Origin of the sequence: Desulfurobacterium atlanticum (genome assembly GCF_900188395.1) — a bacterium.
In the GTDB taxonomy this organism is placed as follows: domain Bacteria; phylum Aquificota; class Aquificia; order Desulfurobacteriales; family Desulfurobacteriaceae; genus Desulfurobacterium_A; species Desulfurobacterium_A atlanticum.
The window spans coordinates 1-18,866 of record NZ_FZOB01000007.1; the positions used below are offsets into that span (position 1 = coordinate 1).

18 protein-coding genes and 1 other RNA gene are annotated in these 18,866 nt (G+C 37.1%); 12 read left to right on the forward strand and 7 right to left on the reverse strand.

What is annotated here, in order from left to right; genetic code table 11:
• Positions 1-183, forward strand: a 183-nt coding sequence (locus CHB58_RS09100) for a hypothetical protein (protein ID WP_219350086.1), incomplete at its 5' end; no start/stop codon positions are given.
• Positions 184-339: 156 nt separating this feature from the next.
• On the opposite strand, the gene CHB58_RS05610 is transcribed toward CHB58_RS09100, so the two are convergent.
• Positions 340-705, reverse strand: coding sequence for a diacylglycerol kinase (locus CHB58_RS05610; protein ID WP_089323131.1), 366 nt, complete (start codon positions 703-705; stop codon positions 340-342).
• 80 nt (positions 706-785) lie between these two features.
• On the opposite strand from CHB58_RS05610, the gene CHB58_RS05615 reads away from it, so the two are divergent.
• From CHB58_RS05615 to katG, 3 genes are all read left to right on the forward strand, one after another.
• On the forward strand, positions 786-2,462 hold the full coding sequence (locus CHB58_RS05615; protein WP_245807346.1) for an oxygen-binding di-iron domain-containing protein: 1,677 nt from the start codon (positions 786-788) through the stop codon (positions 2,460-2,462).
• Positions 2,463-2,476: 14 nt separating this feature from the next.
• A complete protein-coding gene (locus CHB58_RS05620) occupies positions 2,477-2,824 on the forward strand; it encodes a DUF4282 domain-containing protein (RefSeq protein ID WP_089323132.1) in 348 nt (115 codons plus the stop codon).
• A 172-nt stretch (positions 2,825-2,996) separates the two neighbouring features.
• The gene (katG, locus tag CHB58_RS05625; RefSeq protein WP_089323133.1) at positions 2,997-5,192 is read left to right on the forward strand and encodes a catalase/peroxidase HPI; all 2,196 of its coding nucleotides are present in this window, start codon (positions 2,997-2,999) and stop codon (positions 5,190-5,192) included.
• 150 nt (positions 5,193-5,342) lie between these two features.
• Here katG and ssrA read toward each other — a convergent pair.
• From ssrA to lysS, 6 genes are all read right to left on the reverse strand, one after another.
• Positions 5,343-5,694: a transfer-messenger RNA gene (ssrA, locus tag CHB58_RS05630) on the reverse strand.
• A gap of 71 nt (positions 5,695-5,765) precedes the next feature.
• Positions 5,766-6,782: a 4Fe-4S binding protein gene (locus CHB58_RS05635; RefSeq protein WP_089323134.1), complete on the reverse strand. Its 1,017-nt coding sequence runs from the start codon at positions 6,780-6,782 to the stop codon at positions 5,766-5,768.
• Positions 6,783-6,955: 173 nt separating this feature from the next.
• Positions 6,956-8,176: a tyrosine--tRNA ligase gene (tyrS, locus tag CHB58_RS05640; protein ID WP_089323135.1), complete on the reverse strand. Its 1,221-nt coding sequence runs from the start codon at positions 8,174-8,176 to the stop codon at positions 6,956-6,958.
• A complete protein-coding gene (locus tag CHB58_RS05645) occupies positions 8,166-8,642 on the reverse strand; it encodes an N-acetyltransferase (protein ID WP_089323136.1) in 477 nt (158 codons plus the stop codon). Before CHB58_RS05645 ends, tyrS begins: the two co-directional genes overlap by 11 nt.
• Positions 8,639-9,862: an ABC transporter permease gene (locus CHB58_RS05650; protein WP_089323137.1), complete on the reverse strand. Its 1,224-nt coding sequence runs from the start codon at positions 9,860-9,862 to the stop codon at positions 8,639-8,641. The genes CHB58_RS05645 and CHB58_RS05650 overlap by 4 nt, the downstream gene beginning before the upstream one ends.
• Positions 9,855-11,378 carry a lysine--tRNA ligase gene (gene lysS, locus CHB58_RS05655; RefSeq protein WP_089323138.1) on the reverse strand — a complete coding sequence of 508 codons (1,524 nt, stop codon included), beginning with the start codon at positions 11,376-11,378 and terminating at the stop codon, positions 9,855-9,857. The genes CHB58_RS05650 and lysS overlap by 8 nt, the downstream gene beginning before the upstream one ends.
• Before the next feature lie 152 nt (positions 11,379-11,530).
• On the opposite strand from lysS, the gene CHB58_RS05660 reads away from it, so the two are divergent.
• The 8 genes from CHB58_RS05660 to CHB58_RS05695 are packed head-to-tail and all read left to right on the forward strand — an operon-like array spanning position 11,531 to position 18,846.
• On the forward strand, positions 11,531-12,319 hold the full coding sequence (locus CHB58_RS05660) for an MlaE family ABC transporter permease (protein ID WP_245807347.1): 789 nt from the start codon (positions 11,531-11,533) through the stop codon (positions 12,317-12,319).
• Between the two features lie 7 nt (positions 12,320-12,326).
• Positions 12,327-13,094: an ABC transporter ATP-binding protein gene (locus CHB58_RS05665; protein WP_089323139.1), complete on the forward strand. Its 768-nt coding sequence runs from the start codon at positions 12,327-12,329 to the stop codon at positions 13,092-13,094.
• A complete protein-coding gene (locus CHB58_RS05670; RefSeq protein ID WP_089323140.1) occupies positions 13,091-14,734 on the forward strand; it encodes an MlaD family protein in 1,644 nt (547 codons plus the stop codon). The genes CHB58_RS05665 and CHB58_RS05670 overlap by 4 nt, the downstream gene beginning before the upstream one ends.
• A gap of 12 nt (positions 14,735-14,746) precedes the next feature.
• Positions 14,747-15,367, forward strand: a complete 621-nt coding sequence (hisH, locus tag CHB58_RS05675) for an imidazole glycerol phosphate synthase subunit HisH (protein ID WP_089323141.1) — start codon at positions 14,747-14,749, stop codon at positions 15,365-15,367.
• Entirely contained in the window at positions 15,367-16,071 is a 705-nt protein-coding gene (gene rlmB, locus CHB58_RS05680; protein ID WP_089323142.1) for a 23S rRNA (guanosine(2251)-2'-O)-methyltransferase RlmB, read from the forward strand. The genes hisH and rlmB overlap by 1 nt, the downstream gene beginning before the upstream one ends.
• A 12-nt stretch (positions 16,072-16,083) precedes the next feature.
• Positions 16,084-16,476, forward strand: a complete 393-nt coding sequence (locus tag CHB58_RS05685; RefSeq protein ID WP_089323143.1) for a hypothetical protein — start codon at positions 16,084-16,086, stop codon at positions 16,474-16,476.
• Positions 16,473-17,486 (forward strand): two-component system sensor histidine kinase NtrB, encoded by a 1,014-nt coding sequence (locus tag CHB58_RS05690; RefSeq protein ID WP_089323144.1) that lies wholly within the window; start codon positions 16,473-16,475, stop codon positions 17,484-17,486. Before CHB58_RS05685 ends, CHB58_RS05690 begins: the two co-directional genes overlap by 4 nt.
• Entirely contained in the window at positions 17,464-18,846 is a 1,383-nt protein-coding gene (locus tag CHB58_RS05695) for a sigma-54-dependent transcriptional regulator (protein ID WP_089323145.1), read from the forward strand. Before CHB58_RS05690 ends, CHB58_RS05695 begins: the two co-directional genes overlap by 23 nt.
• Positions 18,847-18,866 lie beyond the last annotated feature (20 nt).

Below are 18,866 nucleotides of genomic sequence, written 5' to 3' on the forward strand. Positions count from 1 at the left end.
GGTATGAATGGGAGAACGCCTTTTGAGGTTTTAAAGAGTAAGTGGGATTGTTTGTTTAATCTTAATGTTGCTTGTTTCCCTGTTGTGCTGCTTGAGGATGTTTTTGTGGTGGCTAATAGGCTGGGGGTATTGGAAAAGGGTGGGGAGAATGTGCTCACCCCCTACCAAAAGGAGAGTGTTTGAAAATTCTTATTTGTTTCTAAAAGGTATTGAGATTCTTCGGCTGCAAAGCAGCCTCAGAATGACGAAGAAAGTCATCCTGAGGGCAAAGCCCGAAGGATCTCTTAAAGTTCATAGCCATTTTTCAAACAGCCTCACTACAAAAGAAATTTTAAAATCTTATTTGAGTAATTTCAGAAGTTCGGGAAGAAGATAAATAGTATCAACCACTCCAGCAAATCCACCGGCAAACAGAGTAGCCGCACATGCGATATCTTTTGCATATTTTGCTGTAAGTTTCCATTCTACTGTAGCTGTATCAACGGCTTTTTCAATTGATGTGTTTATTAATTCTACAATTATTACAAAGTAGTTAATAGTAAATATCAGTAATTTGTTTTTCTGAAGCAGGAGTAGTGAGAGAAGTGCAAGAGATAACCACAGAAAAAAATTTATTCTAAAGTGAAGGTCTATTTTTAAAGCTGCAACCAGTCCTTCAACTGCATACCTTAACGCTTTAAGTATCCTGATTAAAAATCTTTTCATGTTTTAAAAATATAGCAATTGAAAGTTAAGTTTGGGGTATAATAATTCAATAATTATAAAAATTTTAGGAGGTCTTGTTTTTGAAGATAGACCTTTCGCAACCTATAGAGATAGCAGATGATATTTTCTGGATAGGTTATGTTGTTCCAAATGATCCGTTTCAGTGCCATGTGTATTTAATAAGGAATGGGAGCGAGTCTGTTCTTATAGATCCTGGTAGTATGATAACTTTTCCTGTTGTTCTTGAAAAAATATTTAAGCTTACTACTCTTGACAAAATTAAATACATAATTTTTCATCATCAAGATCCTGATATCGTTGGATGTTTTTCTACTCTGGAGACTCTGTTTCCTAAAGGGGAAAGATATATTGTTACCCATTGGAGGGCTGAAGTTTTATTAAAGCATTATAGGTGGAAAACTCCTTTCTATCTTGTTGATAAAAATGATTGGCAATTAAAAGCGGGAGATAGAGAGCTTGAGTTTATTTTTACGCCGTATGCTCATTTTCCAGGAGCTTTCTGCACATTTGATAAGAAGACAGAAACATTATTCTCAAGTGATATATTCGGTGCTATTACTGATGAGTTTATGTTGTTTGCTGAAGATGTGGAAGAATATTACGCAGGAGTTGAACTTTTCCATAAACATTATATGCCAAGTAAAGTTGTTTTAAATTATGTTCTTGAAAAGATAGAAAAAGTTAATCCTGAAATAATAGCTCCTCAACACGGCTCAGTAATCAGAAAAGAGATGATACCTAAAATCATGGAAAGACTTAAAAGCCTTGATTGCGGTCTTTACCTTCTTGATAAGGAAGAAAGTGATATTTTTGTTCTTAATAGACTTGATGAGATTTTGAAGTCTCTTTTCAGATCAATTATATCTTCTTCAGATTTTTCAGTAGTTATGAAAAATCTTTTCTTGAGCGTGAAACAGGAAATTCCTTTCCTTGTTAAGATAAAGCTTGAAGGTTTAGTTGATAGGGAAAGGAGATTTATCGTTGATGTTCGTGAAGATATTATAAAGGAAAGGATTGTTGAAAATGTGAAGCGGGAAAATGAAAAAGGAAAATGTGCTTTTACGGAGGCTCTTGAAACAGATAAAGGAAAGGTTGGGGAACTTATTTTTTATACAGATAAACTTTTAAGTGAAGATGATAAAAAGTTTGTTAGTTTACTGATTAAGCATGTTAAGTATGCTCTGGCAGCAAGTTTTGAAAAGGAAATAGAGAAAAAACTTATAGAGATGGAAAACAGGAAGCTTCTGGAAAAAGTTTCTTTAGATCCTCTGACGCAGCTTTTTAATAGGGGATACCTTTATAATTTTTTACATAGAGCAATAAAAGGATTTATAAAGAATGGTTTTCCTGTGTCAGCTGCAATTATAGATATAGACTATTTCAAGCTTGTGAATGATACTCATGGGCATCTTGTGGGAGATGTAGTTTTAAAAGGTCTTGCTGATATGATGAGGAGGGAGTTTAGAAGTACCGATTGTATAATTAGATATGGAGGGGAGGAGTTTGTTGTGGTTATGCCGTTTACAGATTTAAAGAGAGCTTGTTTAAAAATGGAAAATTTTAGAAGGAAAGTAGAGAACAAAATCCTTTACAAAGAAAAAGGGTTGAAAATTACAATAAGCGTTGGGGTGAGTCAGTATAAAAAGGGTATGACAATAAAAGAGTTTCTTGAGAAAATAGATAGTAATCTTTATAAAGCCAAGCGGTCTGGAAGGAACAGAGTGATTTGTGGGTAATATTTTAAGGGGGTATGGAATTGGGAGAAAAAAAGGAAGGTTTTATTGATGCACTTTTTGACTTTTCCTTTTCGAAGTTTATAACTCCGAAAATAGCTGGAGTATGGCTTATTGTTGCTTATCTGTTTGAATCACTCATAGCACTTGGAGCTCTGCTTTCCTCTTTAAATGCGGGAGGAACTGCCTTCGTTTCCACTTTGATACTCGTTGCTTTAATCTTACCTGTTGCTCTTATAGGAACAAGAATTACCATTGAGGGAATGGTATCTCTTGTAAAGATTGCAGAAGAGAGTGTGAGGATAAGAGAGTTGCTTGAGAATAAAGCGAGAGGAGAATCAGAAGAAGAAGAAGAAAGGGGATAACTGTTAAAATAGAAAATTTGTGGGGGGACGAATATTTGTATAGTTGCTGTTTTTGAAAAGATCGTTTTATGGTTTTATTAAAAATTAGGATTTATAGAATTTTAAGCAATTGACATTCTTGTTCACTGCAACTATTATTAAAAATGATAACTAATTTAATTAGGAGACTTCAATGAAAAAGAAGAGAGATTGCCCTTTAGAGAAAGAAGCTTTTAGCCATACAACTTTGGGGGGAAATAAGATCTCAAAATGGTGGCCAGAGCAACTTAATTTAAAGATGCTTTATCAGAATCCACCTACTTTAACTCCCTATGATGATGATTTTGATTATGCTAAAGAGTTTGAGAATCTTGATTATGAGGCTTTGAAAGAGGATTTAAGAAAACTTTTGACAGATTCTCAGGAATGGTGGCCGGCAGACTTTGGCAACTATGGACCTCTTTTTATAAGAATGGCGTGGCACAGTGCGGGCACTTATAGAGTTTTTGATGGAAGAGGTGGAAGTTCCACAGGGAACCAGAGGTTTGCTCCTGTTAATAGCTGGCCTGATAACGTTAATCTTGATAAAGCAAGAAGGCTGTTATGGCCTATTAAGAAGAAATATGGAAATAAGATATCCTGGGCGGATTTGATGATTCTTGCTGGAAATGTTGCTCTTGAATCTATGGGTTTTAAAGTGCTTGGTTTTGGTGGTGGGCGAACAGATATATGGGAACCTGAAGAGGATGTAAATTGGGGACCAGAGGATGAATGGCTTGCAGATGAAAGGCATAAAGAAGGAGAGCTTGAAAAACCTCTGGCTGCAGATCATATGGGATTAATTTATGTTAACCCTGAAGGTCCAAACGGTGAACCGGATGTTCTGGGAGCTGCAAAACAGATAAGAGAAAGTTTCAGAAGAATGGGAATGAATGATGAGGAAACAGTAGCTTTAATTGCAGGGGGGCATACCTTTGGAAAATGTCATGGAGCAGCTTCTACTTCCTATCTTGGACCGGAACCAGAGGCAGCGCCTATTGAAGAGCAGAATCTTGGTTGGAAAAACAGCTATAAAACCGGTAAAGGTCCTGATACTATTACCAGTGGTTTAGAGGGTGCATGGACTCCTAAACCAACAAGATGGGATAATGACTTTTTAAGAATTTTATTTAAATATGAGTGGAATCTTGAGAAAAGTCCCGCCGGAGCATGGCAATGGGTGGCTGTTAATCCTGATGAAGAGGATATGGTTCCAGATGCCCATATACCGGGGAAAAAGCATAGACCTATTATGCTAACTACAGATTTGGCTTTAAGAATGGATCCAGAATACCGGAAAATTGCTTTAAGGTTTTTGCATAATCCTGAGGAGCTTGAAGAAGCATTTGCGAAAGCCTGGTTTAAATTGACACACCGTGATATGGGACCGAAAAGTAGATATCTTGGTCCTGAAGTTCCCGAAGAAGATTTTATATGGCAAGATCCGCTACCTAAGAGAGATTATGATTTAATAACTGATGATGATATTGAAGAGCTTAAGAAACTAATAGAGAATAGCGGGCTTTCTGTCTATGATTTAGTTTATGTTGCATGGTCTGCTGCTTCTACATTTCGTGACTCAGATAAAAGAGGTGGAGCAAATGGGGGAAGAATAAGACTTGAACCTCAAAATAGTTGGGAAGTAAATCAACCAGAGCTTCTTGAAAGAGTTTTAGATGTTTATAAAAATATTCAAGAGATTTTTAATAGCAAAAATTCAAGCAGGAAGGTTTCTATTGCAGATTTGGTGGTTTTAGGTAGTGTAGTTGGAGTGGAGAAAGCGATTAGAAATTCAGGATATGATGTAAAAGTTCCATTTGTGCCAGGTAGAGTGGATGCTACTCAGGAGCAAACAGATGTAGAGTCTTTTTCTTATCTTGAGCCTATAGCAGATGGTTTTAGAAATTATGTAAAGAAAGGGTGTGAAGATCTTCCAACAGAAAGAGTTTTAATTGATAAGGCTCAGCTTTTGACATTAACGGTTCCTGAGCTTGTGGTTTTTATAGGTGGATTAAGGGTTTTAGGTATCAATTTTGGAAAAACAAAGTTTGGGGTTTTAACAGATAGAGAAGGGACTTTAACAAACGATTTCTTTGTTAATCTTCTTGATATGGGTGTAGAATGGAAACCGACCAATAATTTCCAAATTTTTGAGGGGTTTGATAGAAAAACTGGAAAGAAAAGGTGGAAAGCTACACGGGTTGATTTAATTTTTGGTTCAAATTCACAGTTGAGAGCGCAGGCTGAATTTTATGCTCAGGATGACAATAAAGAGAAGTTTGTAAAAGATTTTGTTGGAGCATGGAATAAGGTTATGAATCTTGACAGATTTGATGTTAAATGGAGATAGATCTTTAAATTAGATTTTTATTCTGTAATTTGGTGTTAAAGGCCGGGGAATTTCCCGGTCTTTTTTGTTTCCTTCAACTTATTCAGATTTGTGCTGAAAATGATGGGATTTTAAAAACTTAAGTTGTGTTGAGGGATAATTTTTCTATTTTGGTGGAGGTGGCGGGATTCGAACCCGCGTCCGGAGATGCGGTCCGGATAGCTTCTACACGCTTAGCCTGTGTTTTGTTTTTTCGCTTCGGAGTTAGCCCACAGGCAGGCGCTCCGAAGCTATCCCCGTAAAGTTTCGGTTATCACCCCCGGGGAAAGGGTGGTAACCTATCTCCCCTCTCTGTCGCCCTACCTGTAACCGGGGAGATGGGTTACAGGGGGCGTCGCTGCATTATTAGGCAGCGAGAGCTAAGTTTTCGTCGGCAGCTATTTGCTGTGCCTTTTTTACGAGGTAGGCGCCTCGGCGTGCCGCTATCCGTACCGTTGCATCCCCGTCGAAACCAGTCACCCCCATATTTTAAGGAGGTTTGCTGAATATATAATTTATGCTATAATGGAATTTTGGCAAATGGTGGGTGTATTCCTATCTTTGCATCAATAGTTCTTTTGCCCACTTTACATTAAATCCCTGCTTTAACACGAGATATGCTTCATTCTGCATTGAAAGCTTTGAGTGCCATACTCCAGCCTCCATAAAAAGGAATATTACCCCCATAAAAACACCTACTGCAAGAATTGGATAAACAAAGAATGGGATTTCTCTACTGAGTATCTGAAGTCTTATTCCGTTTCTATTACACGCTTCTTTACACTCAAGGCACATTGTGCATTCAGTATTGTTAAACTCTATACTTTTATGGGGTTTCAACCCAATTATACATTTTGAACAGAGATTACAGTTATTGCAGTTTGCAGGGCATCTTCTTAAATGGGTTAAAGAAAAGAGGTTAAATATTCCATAAAATGCTCCAAGGGGACATAGATATTTACACCAAAATCTGGGAATTATGAAGGAAAATGCCACTATACCAAAAATTATAGAAGCTATAAGAGGTCTATCTCCTTTAAAAAGTTCTATCCAGAATTTAAAAAGTTCAATGTCTGCGGCCGCGTTTATATTCTGATTCATCATTGCCATCATCTGTGGAGGTATTTGCAGGATTATGTAAATAATCCATCCGAGGAGTAGAAATTTTACGGTTCTTAATGGATAATCAAGAAGAAAATATAGTTTATGGTTTTTAATCTTTTCGCCTATTTTATCAAGGTCTTTGGCAAACGGAGTTTTGTTTCGCAAGAATGTAAGAATATCCTGAAAAGTTCCCACCGGACAGAAAAAACTACAGAAGGCTTTACCGAAAAGAAATGTTGTAATAATTGCTGCAACCATTATAGCCATGGCTGCTGGATGAAAAGGGTCTGTAATACCGCTTCTGATTTGCATTATTATGTCGTAAACACCGGAAATGGGACAGAATCCGTCCATGAAGTCGGGGCGAGGCTTACCGTAATAAACAAACATTGCATAACTGTAAATTCCGTAGGCTGTAAGGATGAGAAAAAAGGCTTGGATGAGCTGTCTTAATCTTTTTGTGTTCATCGCATTCTCCTTAATATTTGTTTTCTTAAAAGTTTAACTTTGTTTTATTTAAATGTCAAGAAATAAATAAATTTCTAAAAATCTAAAAGTTATTGATTTTTTATACTAAAGACCTGGATGAGAAATTTATTGTAGAGAAACCCTAGATAGGGGGAAGCGGAAGTTCCCTGTAGTTAAGAGGAAACTTCCACGTTTTCAGGTTTTATTCTTGCAAATCTTCTTTTTCCAACCTGCAGAATAATTTCTTTTGAAAGAACATCTATTTTTGTATTTTCATCGGTAATTTTTTTGCCATCAATTCTCACGCCACCACCTTTAATCTGTCTTCTTCCTTCTGAAGTGCTTTTTACAAGTCCAGCTTCTTTTAGAAGACGTGGTAGCCACACGGGGTTTTCAGGTATTGTTATTTTGGGTTCTGGTATCTCTTCCGGGATTTCCCTTTTTGAAAACACTTTCTCAAAATGCTTTCTTGCTTCTACTGCTGCTTCTTCACCGTGAAAGGTTTTAACTATAATCTCTCCGAGCTTCTTTTTAACTTCCATCGGGTGAAGTTTGCCTTCTTCCACAAGATGTTTCATGCTTTCTATCTCTTCCTTTGGAACTCTTGTTACAAGTTCGTAGTATCGCCACATAAGCTGGTCTGAAATTCTCATCACTTTTCCAAACTGTTCTTTAGGGTCTTCCATTATTCCGATATAGTTTCCAAGAGATTTACTCATCTTTTGGACACCGTCAAGTCCTTCAAGTATCGGCATCATTATGCATGCTTGCTGACTTTTACCGTATTCTTTCTGAAGGTGTCTTCCCACAAGAAGATTGAATTTCTGATCTGTTCCTCCAAGTTCAACATCTGCCTCAAGAGCTACAGAATCGTATCCCTGAAGGAGAGGATATAAAAACTCATGAATATGTATCGGCCTGTTTTCTTTAAATCTTTTAGCAAAATCCTCTCTTTCAAGCATTCTGGCAACGGTGTATTTTGATGCAAGTTTTATAAGGTCAACAGGGGATAGTTTTGATAGCCATTCACTGTTAAAAACGACGACAGTTTTCTCTTTATCAAGAATTTTAAAAACCTGCTCTGCATAGGTTTTTGCGTTTTCTAAAATCTCCTCTTTTGAAAGAGGTGGCCGTGTTTCAGATTTTCCTGTAGGGTCACCTATCATGGCTGTAAAGTCGCCTATAAGGAAATATACTGTATGCCCGAGTTCCTGAAAATCTCTTAATTTCCACAGAAGAACAGTATGGCCAAGGTGAAGGTCTGGTGCTGTCGGGTCAAACCCAGCTTTTACTTTAAGTATTTTGCCTTTTTTCAGTTTTTCTAAAAGTTCCTCTTCACCGATTATTTCAGCTGTGCCTCTTTTTATTATCTCAAGTTGCTTTTCAGGTGTCATTGTTTCCTCCTGTTTCTATTTCCATCGCAGTTTCATCACAGTTTGGAAATTTTACGCAATTGATACAATCTCTCCATATCTTTTGAGGCAGAGTGTTTTTATCTATCTCTTTAAATCCTAACTTTTTGAAAAATTCACTCTGATATGTAAGGGTAAATATTCTTGTTATTTGAAGGTGTTTTGCATCTTCAAGGCAGGCTTTTATAAGGGTTCTTCCTATTCCCTGCTTTCTTTTTTCTGGATGAACTGCGAGGGAGCGTATCTCTGCAAGGTTGTCCCACACCACTGTAAGAGCGCAAACACCAAGTATTTTTCCGTCTTCTTCATAAACAAAAAAATCTCTTATGTTTTCATATATACTGTTGAGAGAGCGGGGAAGCATAAGCCCCTGCTTGGCATACTCGTTAATCAGAAATTGGATAGCTTCTGCATCTTTTATGGTTGCTTTTCTAACTTTCCCTTTCAATTTTCACCTGCTCTAAGAACTTTAATCGGGTCTGTTTTAGCGGCTTTTCTTGCAGGATAAATTGTTGCCAGAACGCTTATTAAAATGGCTGCCACTCCCGCAATTATACAGTCAGAAAGCTGAAGTTTAAAAGGTAGATGGTCTATGTAGTAAACATCGGGAGGTAGGGCTATAAGTTTATATTTTTCTCCCAGAAAAGATATTCCTATTCCTATTATTTCTCCTATTATCGTGCCTATTACACCTATGAGAAAGCCCTGTGTCATGAACACTTTAAGTATGAATCTATCTTTTGCTCCTAAAGTTTTGAGAATGGCTATATCTTTACTCTTGTGGTTTACATTCATCATTAAAAGGCTTGAGATATTAAAAGATGCCACGATAACTATTAACGTAAGTATTAGAAACATTGCCAATTTTTCAAGTTTTAAAGCGGAAAATAGACTTTTATTCATGGATATCCAGTCGTTTACGATAAAGCTGTCTCCAACTGCCTTTCTTATTTCTTTTTCAGCCAGTTTAACGTTATCTGGGCTGTCAAGTTTTACCATTATTCCTGCTGGTTTGACGCCAAAAACTTCCTCTACGGTGTCAATATGAGCCAGGATAAGGGCGGAATCAAACTGATACATTCCAACATTAAAAATCCCTGTCACTGTGAATTTGCCGGTTCTGGGGATGTATCCAAAAGGAGTTTTTATTCCCAATGGAGAAATAAGGGTAATTCTATCTCCTACGGTCACTCCTACAGTATTTGCAAGAGTTTCTCCAATTACAACGCCATTTTTTTCCTTTTTGAAAATATCCCAACTACCGGCAACTAAGTGGCGCGGGATATTTGTAACTTTGGGTTCCCTGTCAGGAACACATCCTCTCAAATTTCCGCTAGAAAAGGCATTCTCTCCAGCAGAAACCATCACAGGAGTATAGCTGAAAAGTTCAGCACCTTTTACATGTGGAAGTTTCAATATTTTTTTCTCAGCTTCTTTAAGATTGCTTTTCTCTATTCCTGCATCCATCACTATAATATCAGCATTACTTGAGAGCAACCTATCTTTTATAGCACTTTGAAACCCTGTCATTACAGAATTTACAATTATTAAAGCTGCAACTCCAACGACAACACCAAGAATTGCTATAAGGAAGACAAAGGAGAGGAAACCTTCCCCTCTCCTTGGCTTTATCCCTTTAATTGAAAACCATTTTGTAAGTTTATTCATTATTTTCTTCTTTCTTTTCAGGTTTTAATTGGGGGAACAGAAGCACTTCCCTGATAGAATCTTTATCTGTAAACAGCATTGTTAGCCTGTCTATTCCTATCCCTTCTCCTGCTGTAGGAGGCATTCCGTATTCAAGAGCTCTTACAAAATCTTCGTCATAAGCCATAGCTTCGTCATCACCCTTAGCTTTTTCCTGAAGTTGCTGCATGAATCTCTTTGCCTGTTCTTCAGGATTGTTAAGCTCACTGTAAGCGTTTGCTATCTCCTGTCCGCAGATAAACAGCTCAAATCTTTCTACAAGCTCTGGATTGTCCCTTTTCTCTTTGGCGAGGGGAGAGATGGCTTTTGGAAAGTCTATAACAAATGTGGGCTGCACAAGTTCAGGTTCCACAAGAATTTCAAATAGTTCCTGAACTCTTTTGAAATGGGATAGTTTTTCCGGTTTTTCAACACCAAATTTTCTGGCTGCTTCAAGAACCTTTTCTTCATCGTGTAAAAGCTCTTCTTCTGTTAAGCCTGTTCTCTTTGAAAGTTCTCCAATAAAAGAGATTCTTTTCCACGGTCTTTTAAAGGATAGCTTTTGACCCTGATACTCAAGCTCTCTTACACCTTTCCCTTTTATTTCATCAAGAAGGTACTCAAACAGTTCTTCTGTCATTTCCATAAGGTCGTAGTAGTCTGCGTATGCCATATACCATTCAAGCATGGTAAATTCAGGATTGTGCCGTGTACTTATTCCTTCATTTCTAAAGTTTCTTCCTATTTCATACACTCTGTCAAGGCCACCCACTATAAGTCTTTTAAGGTAAAGCTCTGGTGCAATTCTTAGGTAAACATCTATGTCAAGAGCGTTGTAGTGTGTGATAAAAGGCTTTGCTGCTGCTCCTGATGCTACTGTTTGGAGTATAGGTGTTTCAACTTCTATAAATCCTTTACTGTTAAGGAAATCTCGTATCTTTTGAATCAATTTTGACCTTGTTTTAAATATCTCTCTTACTTCAGGATTTACGATAAGGTCAAGGTATCTCTGTCTGTAGCGTTTTTCAACATCTTTAAGTCCGTGCCATTTTTCCGGTAAAGGTCTTAAAGATTTTGTTAGAGGAATTAGCTCTTTAACTTCAATGGTCAGTTCTCCGGTTCTTGTTCTGAACAGTTTTCCTTTAACTCCTACTATATCTCCGATGTCTATCAATTTTTTAAATACTCTGTTGTAAAACTCAGCTCCTACATCGTCTCTTCTGATGTAGCACTGTATTTTTCCTGTGGAGTCCTGTATGTGGAAGAATGCAGCTTTCCCCATTATTCTCATGGAGACTATTCTTCCGGCAATGGAAAACTCTTCTTCCGGTAAAATCTCCTTTTCCCTTTCCTCTTCGGTTTTTGTTTTTCCGAACTTCTTTATCAATTTTCCTATGGTAGTATTTGTTTCATACCTGTAAGCGTAAGGATTAAAACCCTCCTCTTTCCATTTTTCAGCTTTCTCTTTTCTTATCTCTATAATGCTCTTTTCTGCCATTTATCTCTCCCGACAAACTTTTTGGTAAGGCTTATGATTTTGAAGATTAATATTATAATCCTCAATAAGGCATTTTAGAAATCTTAAGTTTGAATTTTGCTGTAGTAAAATAGGGTGTCTTTAGTTTAAGGCTTGATGTGGAGATGTAGTTTATGTGGTTTATGTGGATTTTTGAGATTATAGGAAGTATTGTTATTGGTGTTTTCTCTTTTATAGGGAGATGGAGTATTCTTGCTGGAAAAGCTTTGATTCTTGCTTTTAAAAAACCGCTAAGGATTAAACGTTATTTCAACTACCTTGCCTCAATAGGGGCTGACTCTTTTCCTGTAATAGCAATAACTTCATTTTTTACTGGTGGTGTTCTTGCTCTTGAAACCTACAATGCTTTTCACCGGTTCAATGCTGAATATTTGATAGGTGCTGTTGTAGGCCTTTCTATGGCAAGAGAACTTGCTCCTGTTTTGACTGCCCTTCTTGTAACCGCAAGGAGTGGTTCGGCTATGGCGGCTGAAATAGGCACAATGAAGGTTACAGAACAGATAGATGCTCTTGAAATGATGGCAGTTAATCCTATAAAGTATCTTATCACTCCAAGAATTTATGCTTCTGTATTAGCACTGGTATTCCTTACGGTCCTTTCAGACATAGTAGGTTACATAGGCGGGTATGTGATAAGTGTTAAGATGTTTAATGTTAACAAAGTTTTATTTCTTAAATATACGGAAAGTTTTATGACAATGGATGATATATATCACGGACTTATAAAAGCTGCGTTTTTCGGGTTTATTCTCTCTGTAACGAGCTGTCTGTACGGCTATTACACAAGAGGCGGTGCTAAAGGAGTTGGTGAAGCCACCACAAAAGCTGTTGTGGTTTCTTCTATGGGAATTTTAATATTTGACTATGTGATAACTTCTCTTTTAAGAATTTTTAATCTTTGAGGAATAGATGTTAGAAGTTGCTATAAAAGTTGAAAATTTGAAGAAAGCTTTTGGCGAGAAAGTGGTGCACAATGGTGTTTCCTTTGAGGTTTATGATAGGGAAATCTTCGTTATTATGGGTCCATCAGGAACTGGAAAAAGTGTACTTCTTAAGCAGATTTCGGGACTTATAACCCCTGATGATGGAAAAGTTATTGTTTATGGGAAAGATGTGTTTTCTCTATCAGAAGAGGAGAAACTGAAATTTAGAGAAGAGCTCACTTATGTATTTCAGGGAGGAGCACTTTTTGATTCTCTTAAGGTCTGGGAAAATGTAGCTTTTTTCCTGATAGAAAATAAAGGAATTCCTGAGGATGAAGCTAAAGAAAAGGCAAAATATTACCTTTCTCTTGTTGGACTTGAAGGAACTGAGGAGCACTATCCTTCTGAACTCTCAGGCGGGATGAGAAAAAGAGTTGCAATAGCAAGGGCGTTGTGTGTTAATCCAAGATGTATCATGTTTGACGAACCAACTTCCGGACTTGACCCTGTTATGACAGCTATTCTGGATAGACTTATCCTAAAGCTTAAAAACGACCTTCATAAAACCTGTGTAGTGGTAAGCCATGATATCCAGAGTGCATTTAGAATAGCAGATAGGATGGCTATTTTATGGAACGGCAAAATAGTAGAGATAGGAACACCTGAAAAAATAAAATTATCTGAAAATCCTGTTGTAAAGCAATTTATAAACGGCTTGCCGGAAGGACCTATAACAGTGGGGTATGAAAGATGAAAAGCTTAAGCACAGAGGTTAAAGTTGGCATCTTTGTAACTGCGAGTCTCTTGGGCATTGGCATTATCGCAAAAACAATAGAACCATTAAAGTACAGCTCCCAAAAAGTAGAAGCGGTATATTACATAATTTTTGATAACGTTGCAGGACTGGCAAAGGAAGCGCCCGTTATGGTTGCGGGAGTTACGGTTGGCAAAGTGGATGATATTCAAGTTTTACCTGATGGAAAGGCTAAAGTTAAAGTTATTCTTACAAAAAAAGTTCCAATCAAAAAAGATTCTTACGCTGTAATAGAGACGATGGGGCTGATGGGAGAGAAGTATATAGAGATAATTCCCGGTTCTGTTAGTTTACCTTCTTTACCGCCAGGTTCTACAATTACAAAATCAAAATCAACAATTTCTACAGACCAGCTTCTTATGAAAATCTATCAAACAGTTGATGACCTTCATAAATCTCTTGTTACTCCTGAAGGGGAAAACAGAATCGCCAGATTGCTTGATGAGATTACTCGTCTTACAGACCAGGTTGCTCTGATGGTTGGGGATAACAGGGAAAATTTAAAGGAACTTGTGCAAAATCTTAAAGCACTTTCAGAATTTCTTAAAAGTGATATACCTGAAATTTCAGAAAATATGAAATCTTTAACTGCTCAGCTTAATCAGGTTGTTGTTGAGAATAGAGATGATATTAGAGAGGCTGTTAGAAATTTAAAAACTGTATCTAAAGAGATTCCTGAAATTGTTAATAGAGTGGGAAATCAAACAACAGATGTTTTAAATGAAACGAAGGATGTTGTTAAGCAAGCGAAGGAGATAGCTAGAGAGATAGATAAAACTGTAGCTAAGATAAATAGCATGTTGAATGATAAAAACAGGGAAAATGTTGCTGTAACCCTGAAGAATATAAAGGAATCAACAGAGAGATTGAATTCTCTTCTTGATAAAATTCAAAAAGGTAACGGAACAATAGCGAAAATTATAAATGATGACACCCTTTACAAAAATCTTACAACAGCCGCTGACGCTCTCGGGAATCTTGCTGATAAGTATGAAAAAACCGATGTTTATGTTGGTTTTCGTGGAGATGTAAATACGGCAACTGGTAATTTTAGAGGGGGAATTTCCTTTAAGATTGTTCCATCTTCAAAAGACAGATATTATCTTTTTGAAGTTGTTTCCGATTCTCATGGAAGGATAGATAGAACCACTTATTACATTTACAATGGAACAGCCAGCACTGTAAATGAAGAGATAAGGCAGAGTTTTGATACTGAGTTTACCCTTCAGTATGCTAGGATATTTAAGGATCCGATTTTCTTAAAGAATGGAAGGTGGGTTCTCCGTGGAGGGATAATAGAGACCACAGGAGGAGGAGGTATAGATTATTTCTTTCCAGGGAATAGGTGGAAGTTCTTCTCCTCTGCATGGGAGTTTGACAGGAAAGATGAATACGGCAATGTTTTAAATCCTCATTTAAGGGTTGGTCTAAGCTACAACATAAACAAAAACTGGTATATTTACTTTGGTGGAGATGAGCTTCTGTATGATAAATGGAGAGGTTTCTTTGTAGGTAGTGGTCTTGTATTTGGAGACGATGATGTGAAGTATCTTATGGGTTCAATGCCGTCGCTAAAATAAAAGGAGTCTGAGATGATAGCTGTTATAGATTACGGTATGGGGAATTTAAGAAGTGTAAGTAAAGCCATTGAACATGTTGGTGGTAGTGTTGTTGTAACCGATAATCTGTTGAAGATAAAAGATGCGAAAGGAGTTGTTCTTCCGGGAGTTGGAGCATTTAAGGATGCTGTTAGAAATTTAAAAGATAGAGGTTTATGGGAAGTTATTATAGAGGAAGTGAAAGAAGGAAAGCCTTTCCTTGGTATCTGTCTTGGACTTCATCTTCTTTTTGAGGTAGGGTATGAATTTGGGAGAACAGAAGGGCTCGGAATTGTGAAAGGGGAGGTGGTTCGTTTTGAGCTTCCTTCTGAATATAAAATTCCCCATATGGGCTGGAACAGAATAAAAATCCAGAAAAAAAGTGAATTTTTGAAAGATGTAAGAGATGGAGAGTTTTTCTACTTTGTCCATTCCTATTATGTAAAGCCAAAGGAGAAAGATGTTGTTTTGACTTTAACAGATTATGGAATTGATTTTGTTTCTTCAATAGAAAAAGACAATATAATAGCTACCCAGTTTCATCCTGAAAAGAGTCAGAAAGCGGGGTTGAAACTTCTTAAGAACTTTATAGAGATAGTGAAAAAAGGTGTGTGATGGTAATTTATGGAGTCAATCCTGTGATAGAAGCTTTAAGAGCCGGGTATCCTGTTTTAAAAGTGTATATTGAAGATAGTTTTAGACATAAAGAGATACTTGAAAGGCTTAAAAAAGAAAGGATAAAAACGGTAAAAGTTGGAAGGAAAAAGTTAACCGAGATTTCAGGGACGGAGAAGCACCAGGGAATAGTGGCGGTTGTATCTCCTGTGGAACCTGTTTCTTTTGAGGAACTTGCAGAAAGGACGGTTGCAACAAACGGTTGTTTACTCTTTCTTGACAGGATTGAAGATCCGCACAATCTTGGGGCGATTTTTAGAAGTGCCGATGCTTTTGGTATTACAGGGATTGTTATTCCTAAGGATAGAAGTGTAACTATAACAGATACTGTTGTTAAAGCTTCAACGGGAGCTGTTTTTTATGTTCCATTTTCAGTAGTTGGTAGTTTTCGTCAGAGTCTTTTCGATTTTAGAGAATGTGGCGGGTGGCTTGTTGGCCTTGAGTCAAGAGGAAAAGATATAAGCAATTATAAATTTCCGTTTCCCCTCGGCCTTGTGGCAGGTTCTGAAGGTAAAGGGATTTCAAAACCTGTTAAGAAAATCCTTGATGATATTGTTACAATTCCTATGAAGGGGCACGTTAATTCTCTTAACGTATCCAATGCAGTGGCAATAGGGTTATATTTAATATCAATTCAAAAATGACGGAGGGATAATATGGAGTCTTTAAAAGGAAAGCTTGTGTTTATTCAAACTACCGGTGGAGAGGGAGTAATTCCGTCTTCTGGTATCATAGGTATTCTTGAGGAAGTTGGAGAAGAGTATCTTAAAATCAAAGATGCCGGTATGTTTGCTCTTATTCCAACATCTCAGGGAGCGCAGGCAACAATAATGCCTGTTGATCCTACTGCAAATGAACCGGTTGATGCTTTTGTGATGAAAAATCAGATTGTTACTGTTGTCCCTGTAGGTGATAGGTCAAAGCTTAAAGAGTTTCATCAGCAGTTTAAGGCTGCAGCTGCAGGGATAGAGCTTCCATCTTCAGGACTTGACATTTCAAAGATTAAAGAGTTTCCTAAAGGTGGGAAAGGAGGATTGTCCTTAACTTGAGAAATCCGGAATTTTCCGATTTAATCTTTTCTTTGCCCTTCCCTCTTGCTGTATGTGATAGAGAGGGAAGGGTTTTCTTTTTTAATCAAAAGTTTGAGATGTTCTTAAATCGCTCTAAAAAATATATTGAAGGTAAAAAACTCAAAGAGATAATTTCTGAAGAGATAGATAAATGGATAAAAAAGTGTGTTGATGAAGGTCTTGAAATTCACAACATAGAAATAGGAGATTTTCTGTTTACCCTTTCTCCATTTTTTAGAGGAGAAAAGATAAAGGGAGCGGTTGTAGTAATAGAAAAACGAAGGGAAGTTATTGGCACCGAACACTTTGATGTTTTCCTTAAAGGTATCTCTCATGAGTTAAGAAACCCTTTAAGCGGGATGAAAGCTTCTGCAAAGCTTATGCTGCAACTTAAAGAGTTTGATGAAGAGCTTGTGGAAGTTGTTGTTTCAGAGATTAACAGGATAGAGCGGTTTCTTGATAGAATATGTGAAAGTTTTGATTTTTCAAGGTTAAAGTGGTGCAGGTATAACATTCATAAACTTTTAAACGATGTTCTTAAAGCATTTAAGACAGTATTTGAAAAGGAAAGAATTATTGTTGAACAAAGGTTTGACCCTTCACTTCCTGAAGTTTCTATTGATAGAGATAGAATGTTTCAGGTATTTTCTAACATTTTGAAAAACAGCGTTGAAGCTTTTGAAGGAGATAAAGATAGGAAAATAGTTGTGGAAACAGGATATGCGATACAGCCTAAAGGTTTCATATTTGTGAAAGTGAAAGATAATGGAAAAGGGATGGACAGGAAAGAGCTTGAAAATCTTTTTACTCCATTTTTTACAGCCGGAAAAGAGAAAGGAACAGGCTTGGGAATGTATATATCCCGTGAGATAGTTTTAAATCACGGTGGTAAAATAGATGTTCAAAGTGAAAAAGGTAAGGGAACTACTGTTACTGTTTATTTACCGATAGGAGAGACTGGGAAGTATGGCACGAATTCTTATAGCTGATGATGAGAAAAATATAAGACTTGTATTAAAGAAGTATCTGCAGAGCCTTGGTCATACGGTTTATGAGGCAAAGGATGGAAGAGAAGCTCTTGAAATTCTTGAAAAAGAGAAGCCTGACCTTGCTTTCCTTGATATAAAAATGCCTGTAATTGATGGAATAGAACTTTTATCCTATGAGAGAGATGTTCCAAAAGTTATTCTCACAGCCTACGGCACTATGGATTACACCATAAAAGCGATAGACAAAGGAGCAATTGACTATATAACAAAACCTTTTGAGCTTGAAGATATAAAAGCGATAGTTGACAGGATAAGTTTTTCCACAGAGAAGGAAGAGCTTGACATTGTGGAAGAAGATGCAATTATAGGCTCAAGCAAAAAGATGCAGGAAGTTTTTAAACTTATAGGAAAAGTTGCAAGGACAGACGCAACGGTGCTTATAATCGGAGAAAGTGGCACCGGTAAGGAACTTGTAGCAAGAGCTATTCATAAATACTCAAGGCGAAGTGGCGGACCTTTTGTTGCCATAAACTGTGCCGCTCTTCCGACAAATCTCCTTGAAGCGGAACTTTTTGGTTATGAGAAAGGAGCTTTTACCGGGGCAACTTCAAGAAAGAAAGGTTATTTTGAACAGGCAGATGGCGGGACACTTTTCCTTGATGAGATAGGAGAAATAGAACTTTCCCTTCAATCCAAGCTTTTGAGGGCTATTCAGGAGAAAGAGATAAGGAGGCTTGGAGGAGATGCACCTGTCAAGATAGATGTAAGGATAGTGGCTGCAACAAATAGAGACCTTGAAAAAGAGGTAAAAGAGGGAAGATTCAGAGAAGACCTGTTTTACCGGTTGAACGTTTTAACGATTGAACTTCCACCTTTAAGGGAGCGAAAGGAAGATATTGTCCCTCTTGCTCTTTACTTTATTAAGAAATTTGCGAAAGAATTTAAACTTCCTGCCAAACAGTTAACCGACAGGGCGAAGGAGTGGCTATGTTCTTATGATTTTCCCGGAAATGTGAGAGAACTTGAAAATATGATTCTAAAGGCTATGCTTCTTTCACCGGTTGATGTTATTGATGTTGAAGACTTGCAGGTAGAAAAAGAGAAAATTACCACTCCAAATCTTGAAGAAGCGATAAAAGAGTTTGTTAACTATGTTTTCTTGGTTGAACAGAAAGAGAAAAATAATCTTTACGATATAGTTATGAAAAGTGCTGAAAAAATATTGATAACGGAAGTTTTAAAATATTCTGACTGGAATCAGGTAAAAGCTGCAAGGACTCTTGGAATTCACAGAAATACTTTAAGAACAAAGATAAAAGAGCTTGGAATAGAAATACCACGCAGAAAGCATAAATTCTAAATTTCAAAATAAAATCTGGT

Bases quoted from the DNA above. Each gene is read 5' to 3' on its own strand.
- CHB58_RS05620 (WP_089323132.1), top strand. From the start codon at position 2,477: ATGGAATTGGGAGAAAAAAAGGAAGGTTTTATTGATGCACTTTTTGAC.
- lysS (WP_089323138.1), bottom strand. From the start codon at position 11,378: ATGGCAGAAAAGAGCATTATAGAGATAAGAAAAGAGAAAGCTGAAAAA.
- CHB58_RS05610 (WP_089323131.1), bottom strand. From the start codon at position 705: ATGAAAAGATTTTTAATCAGGATACTTAAAGCGTTAAGGTATGCAGTT.
- rlmB (WP_089323142.1), top strand. From the start codon at position 15,367: ATGGTAATTTATGGAGTCAATCCTGTGATAGAAGCTTTAAGAGCCGGG.
- CHB58_RS05665 (WP_089323139.1), top strand. From the start codon at position 12,327: ATGTTAGAAGTTGCTATAAAAGTTGAAAATTTGAAGAAAGCTTTTGGC.
- CHB58_RS05685 (WP_089323143.1), top strand. From the start codon at position 16,084: ATGGAGTCTTTAAAAGGAAAGCTTGTGTTTATTCAAACTACCGGTGGA.
- hisH (WP_089323141.1), top strand. From the start codon at position 14,747: ATGATAGCTGTTATAGATTACGGTATGGGGAATTTAAGAAGTGTAAGT.
- CHB58_RS05650 (WP_089323137.1), bottom strand. From the start codon at position 9,862: ATGAATAAACTTACAAAATGGTTTTCAATTAAAGGGATAAAGCCAAGG.
- katG (WP_089323133.1), top strand. From the start codon at position 2,997: ATGAAAAAGAAGAGAGATTGCCCTTTAGAGAAAGAAGCTTTTAGCCAT.
- CHB58_RS05670 (WP_089323140.1), top strand. From the start codon at position 13,091: ATGAAAAGCTTAAGCACAGAGGTTAAAGTTGGCATCTTTGTAACTGCG.
- tyrS (WP_089323135.1), bottom strand. From the start codon at position 8,176: ATGACACCTGAAAAGCAACTTGAGATAATAAAAAGAGGCACAGCTGAA.
- CHB58_RS05660 (WP_245807347.1), top strand. From the start codon at position 11,531: ATGTGGTTTATGTGGATTTTTGAGATTATAGGAAGTATTGTTATTGGT.
- CHB58_RS05635 (WP_089323134.1), bottom strand. From the start codon at position 6,782: ATGAACACAAAAAGATTAAGACAGCTCATCCAAGCCTTTTTTCTCATC.
- CHB58_RS05695 (WP_089323145.1), top strand. From the start codon at position 17,464: ATGGCACGAATTCTTATAGCTGATGATGAGAAAAATATAAGACTTGTA.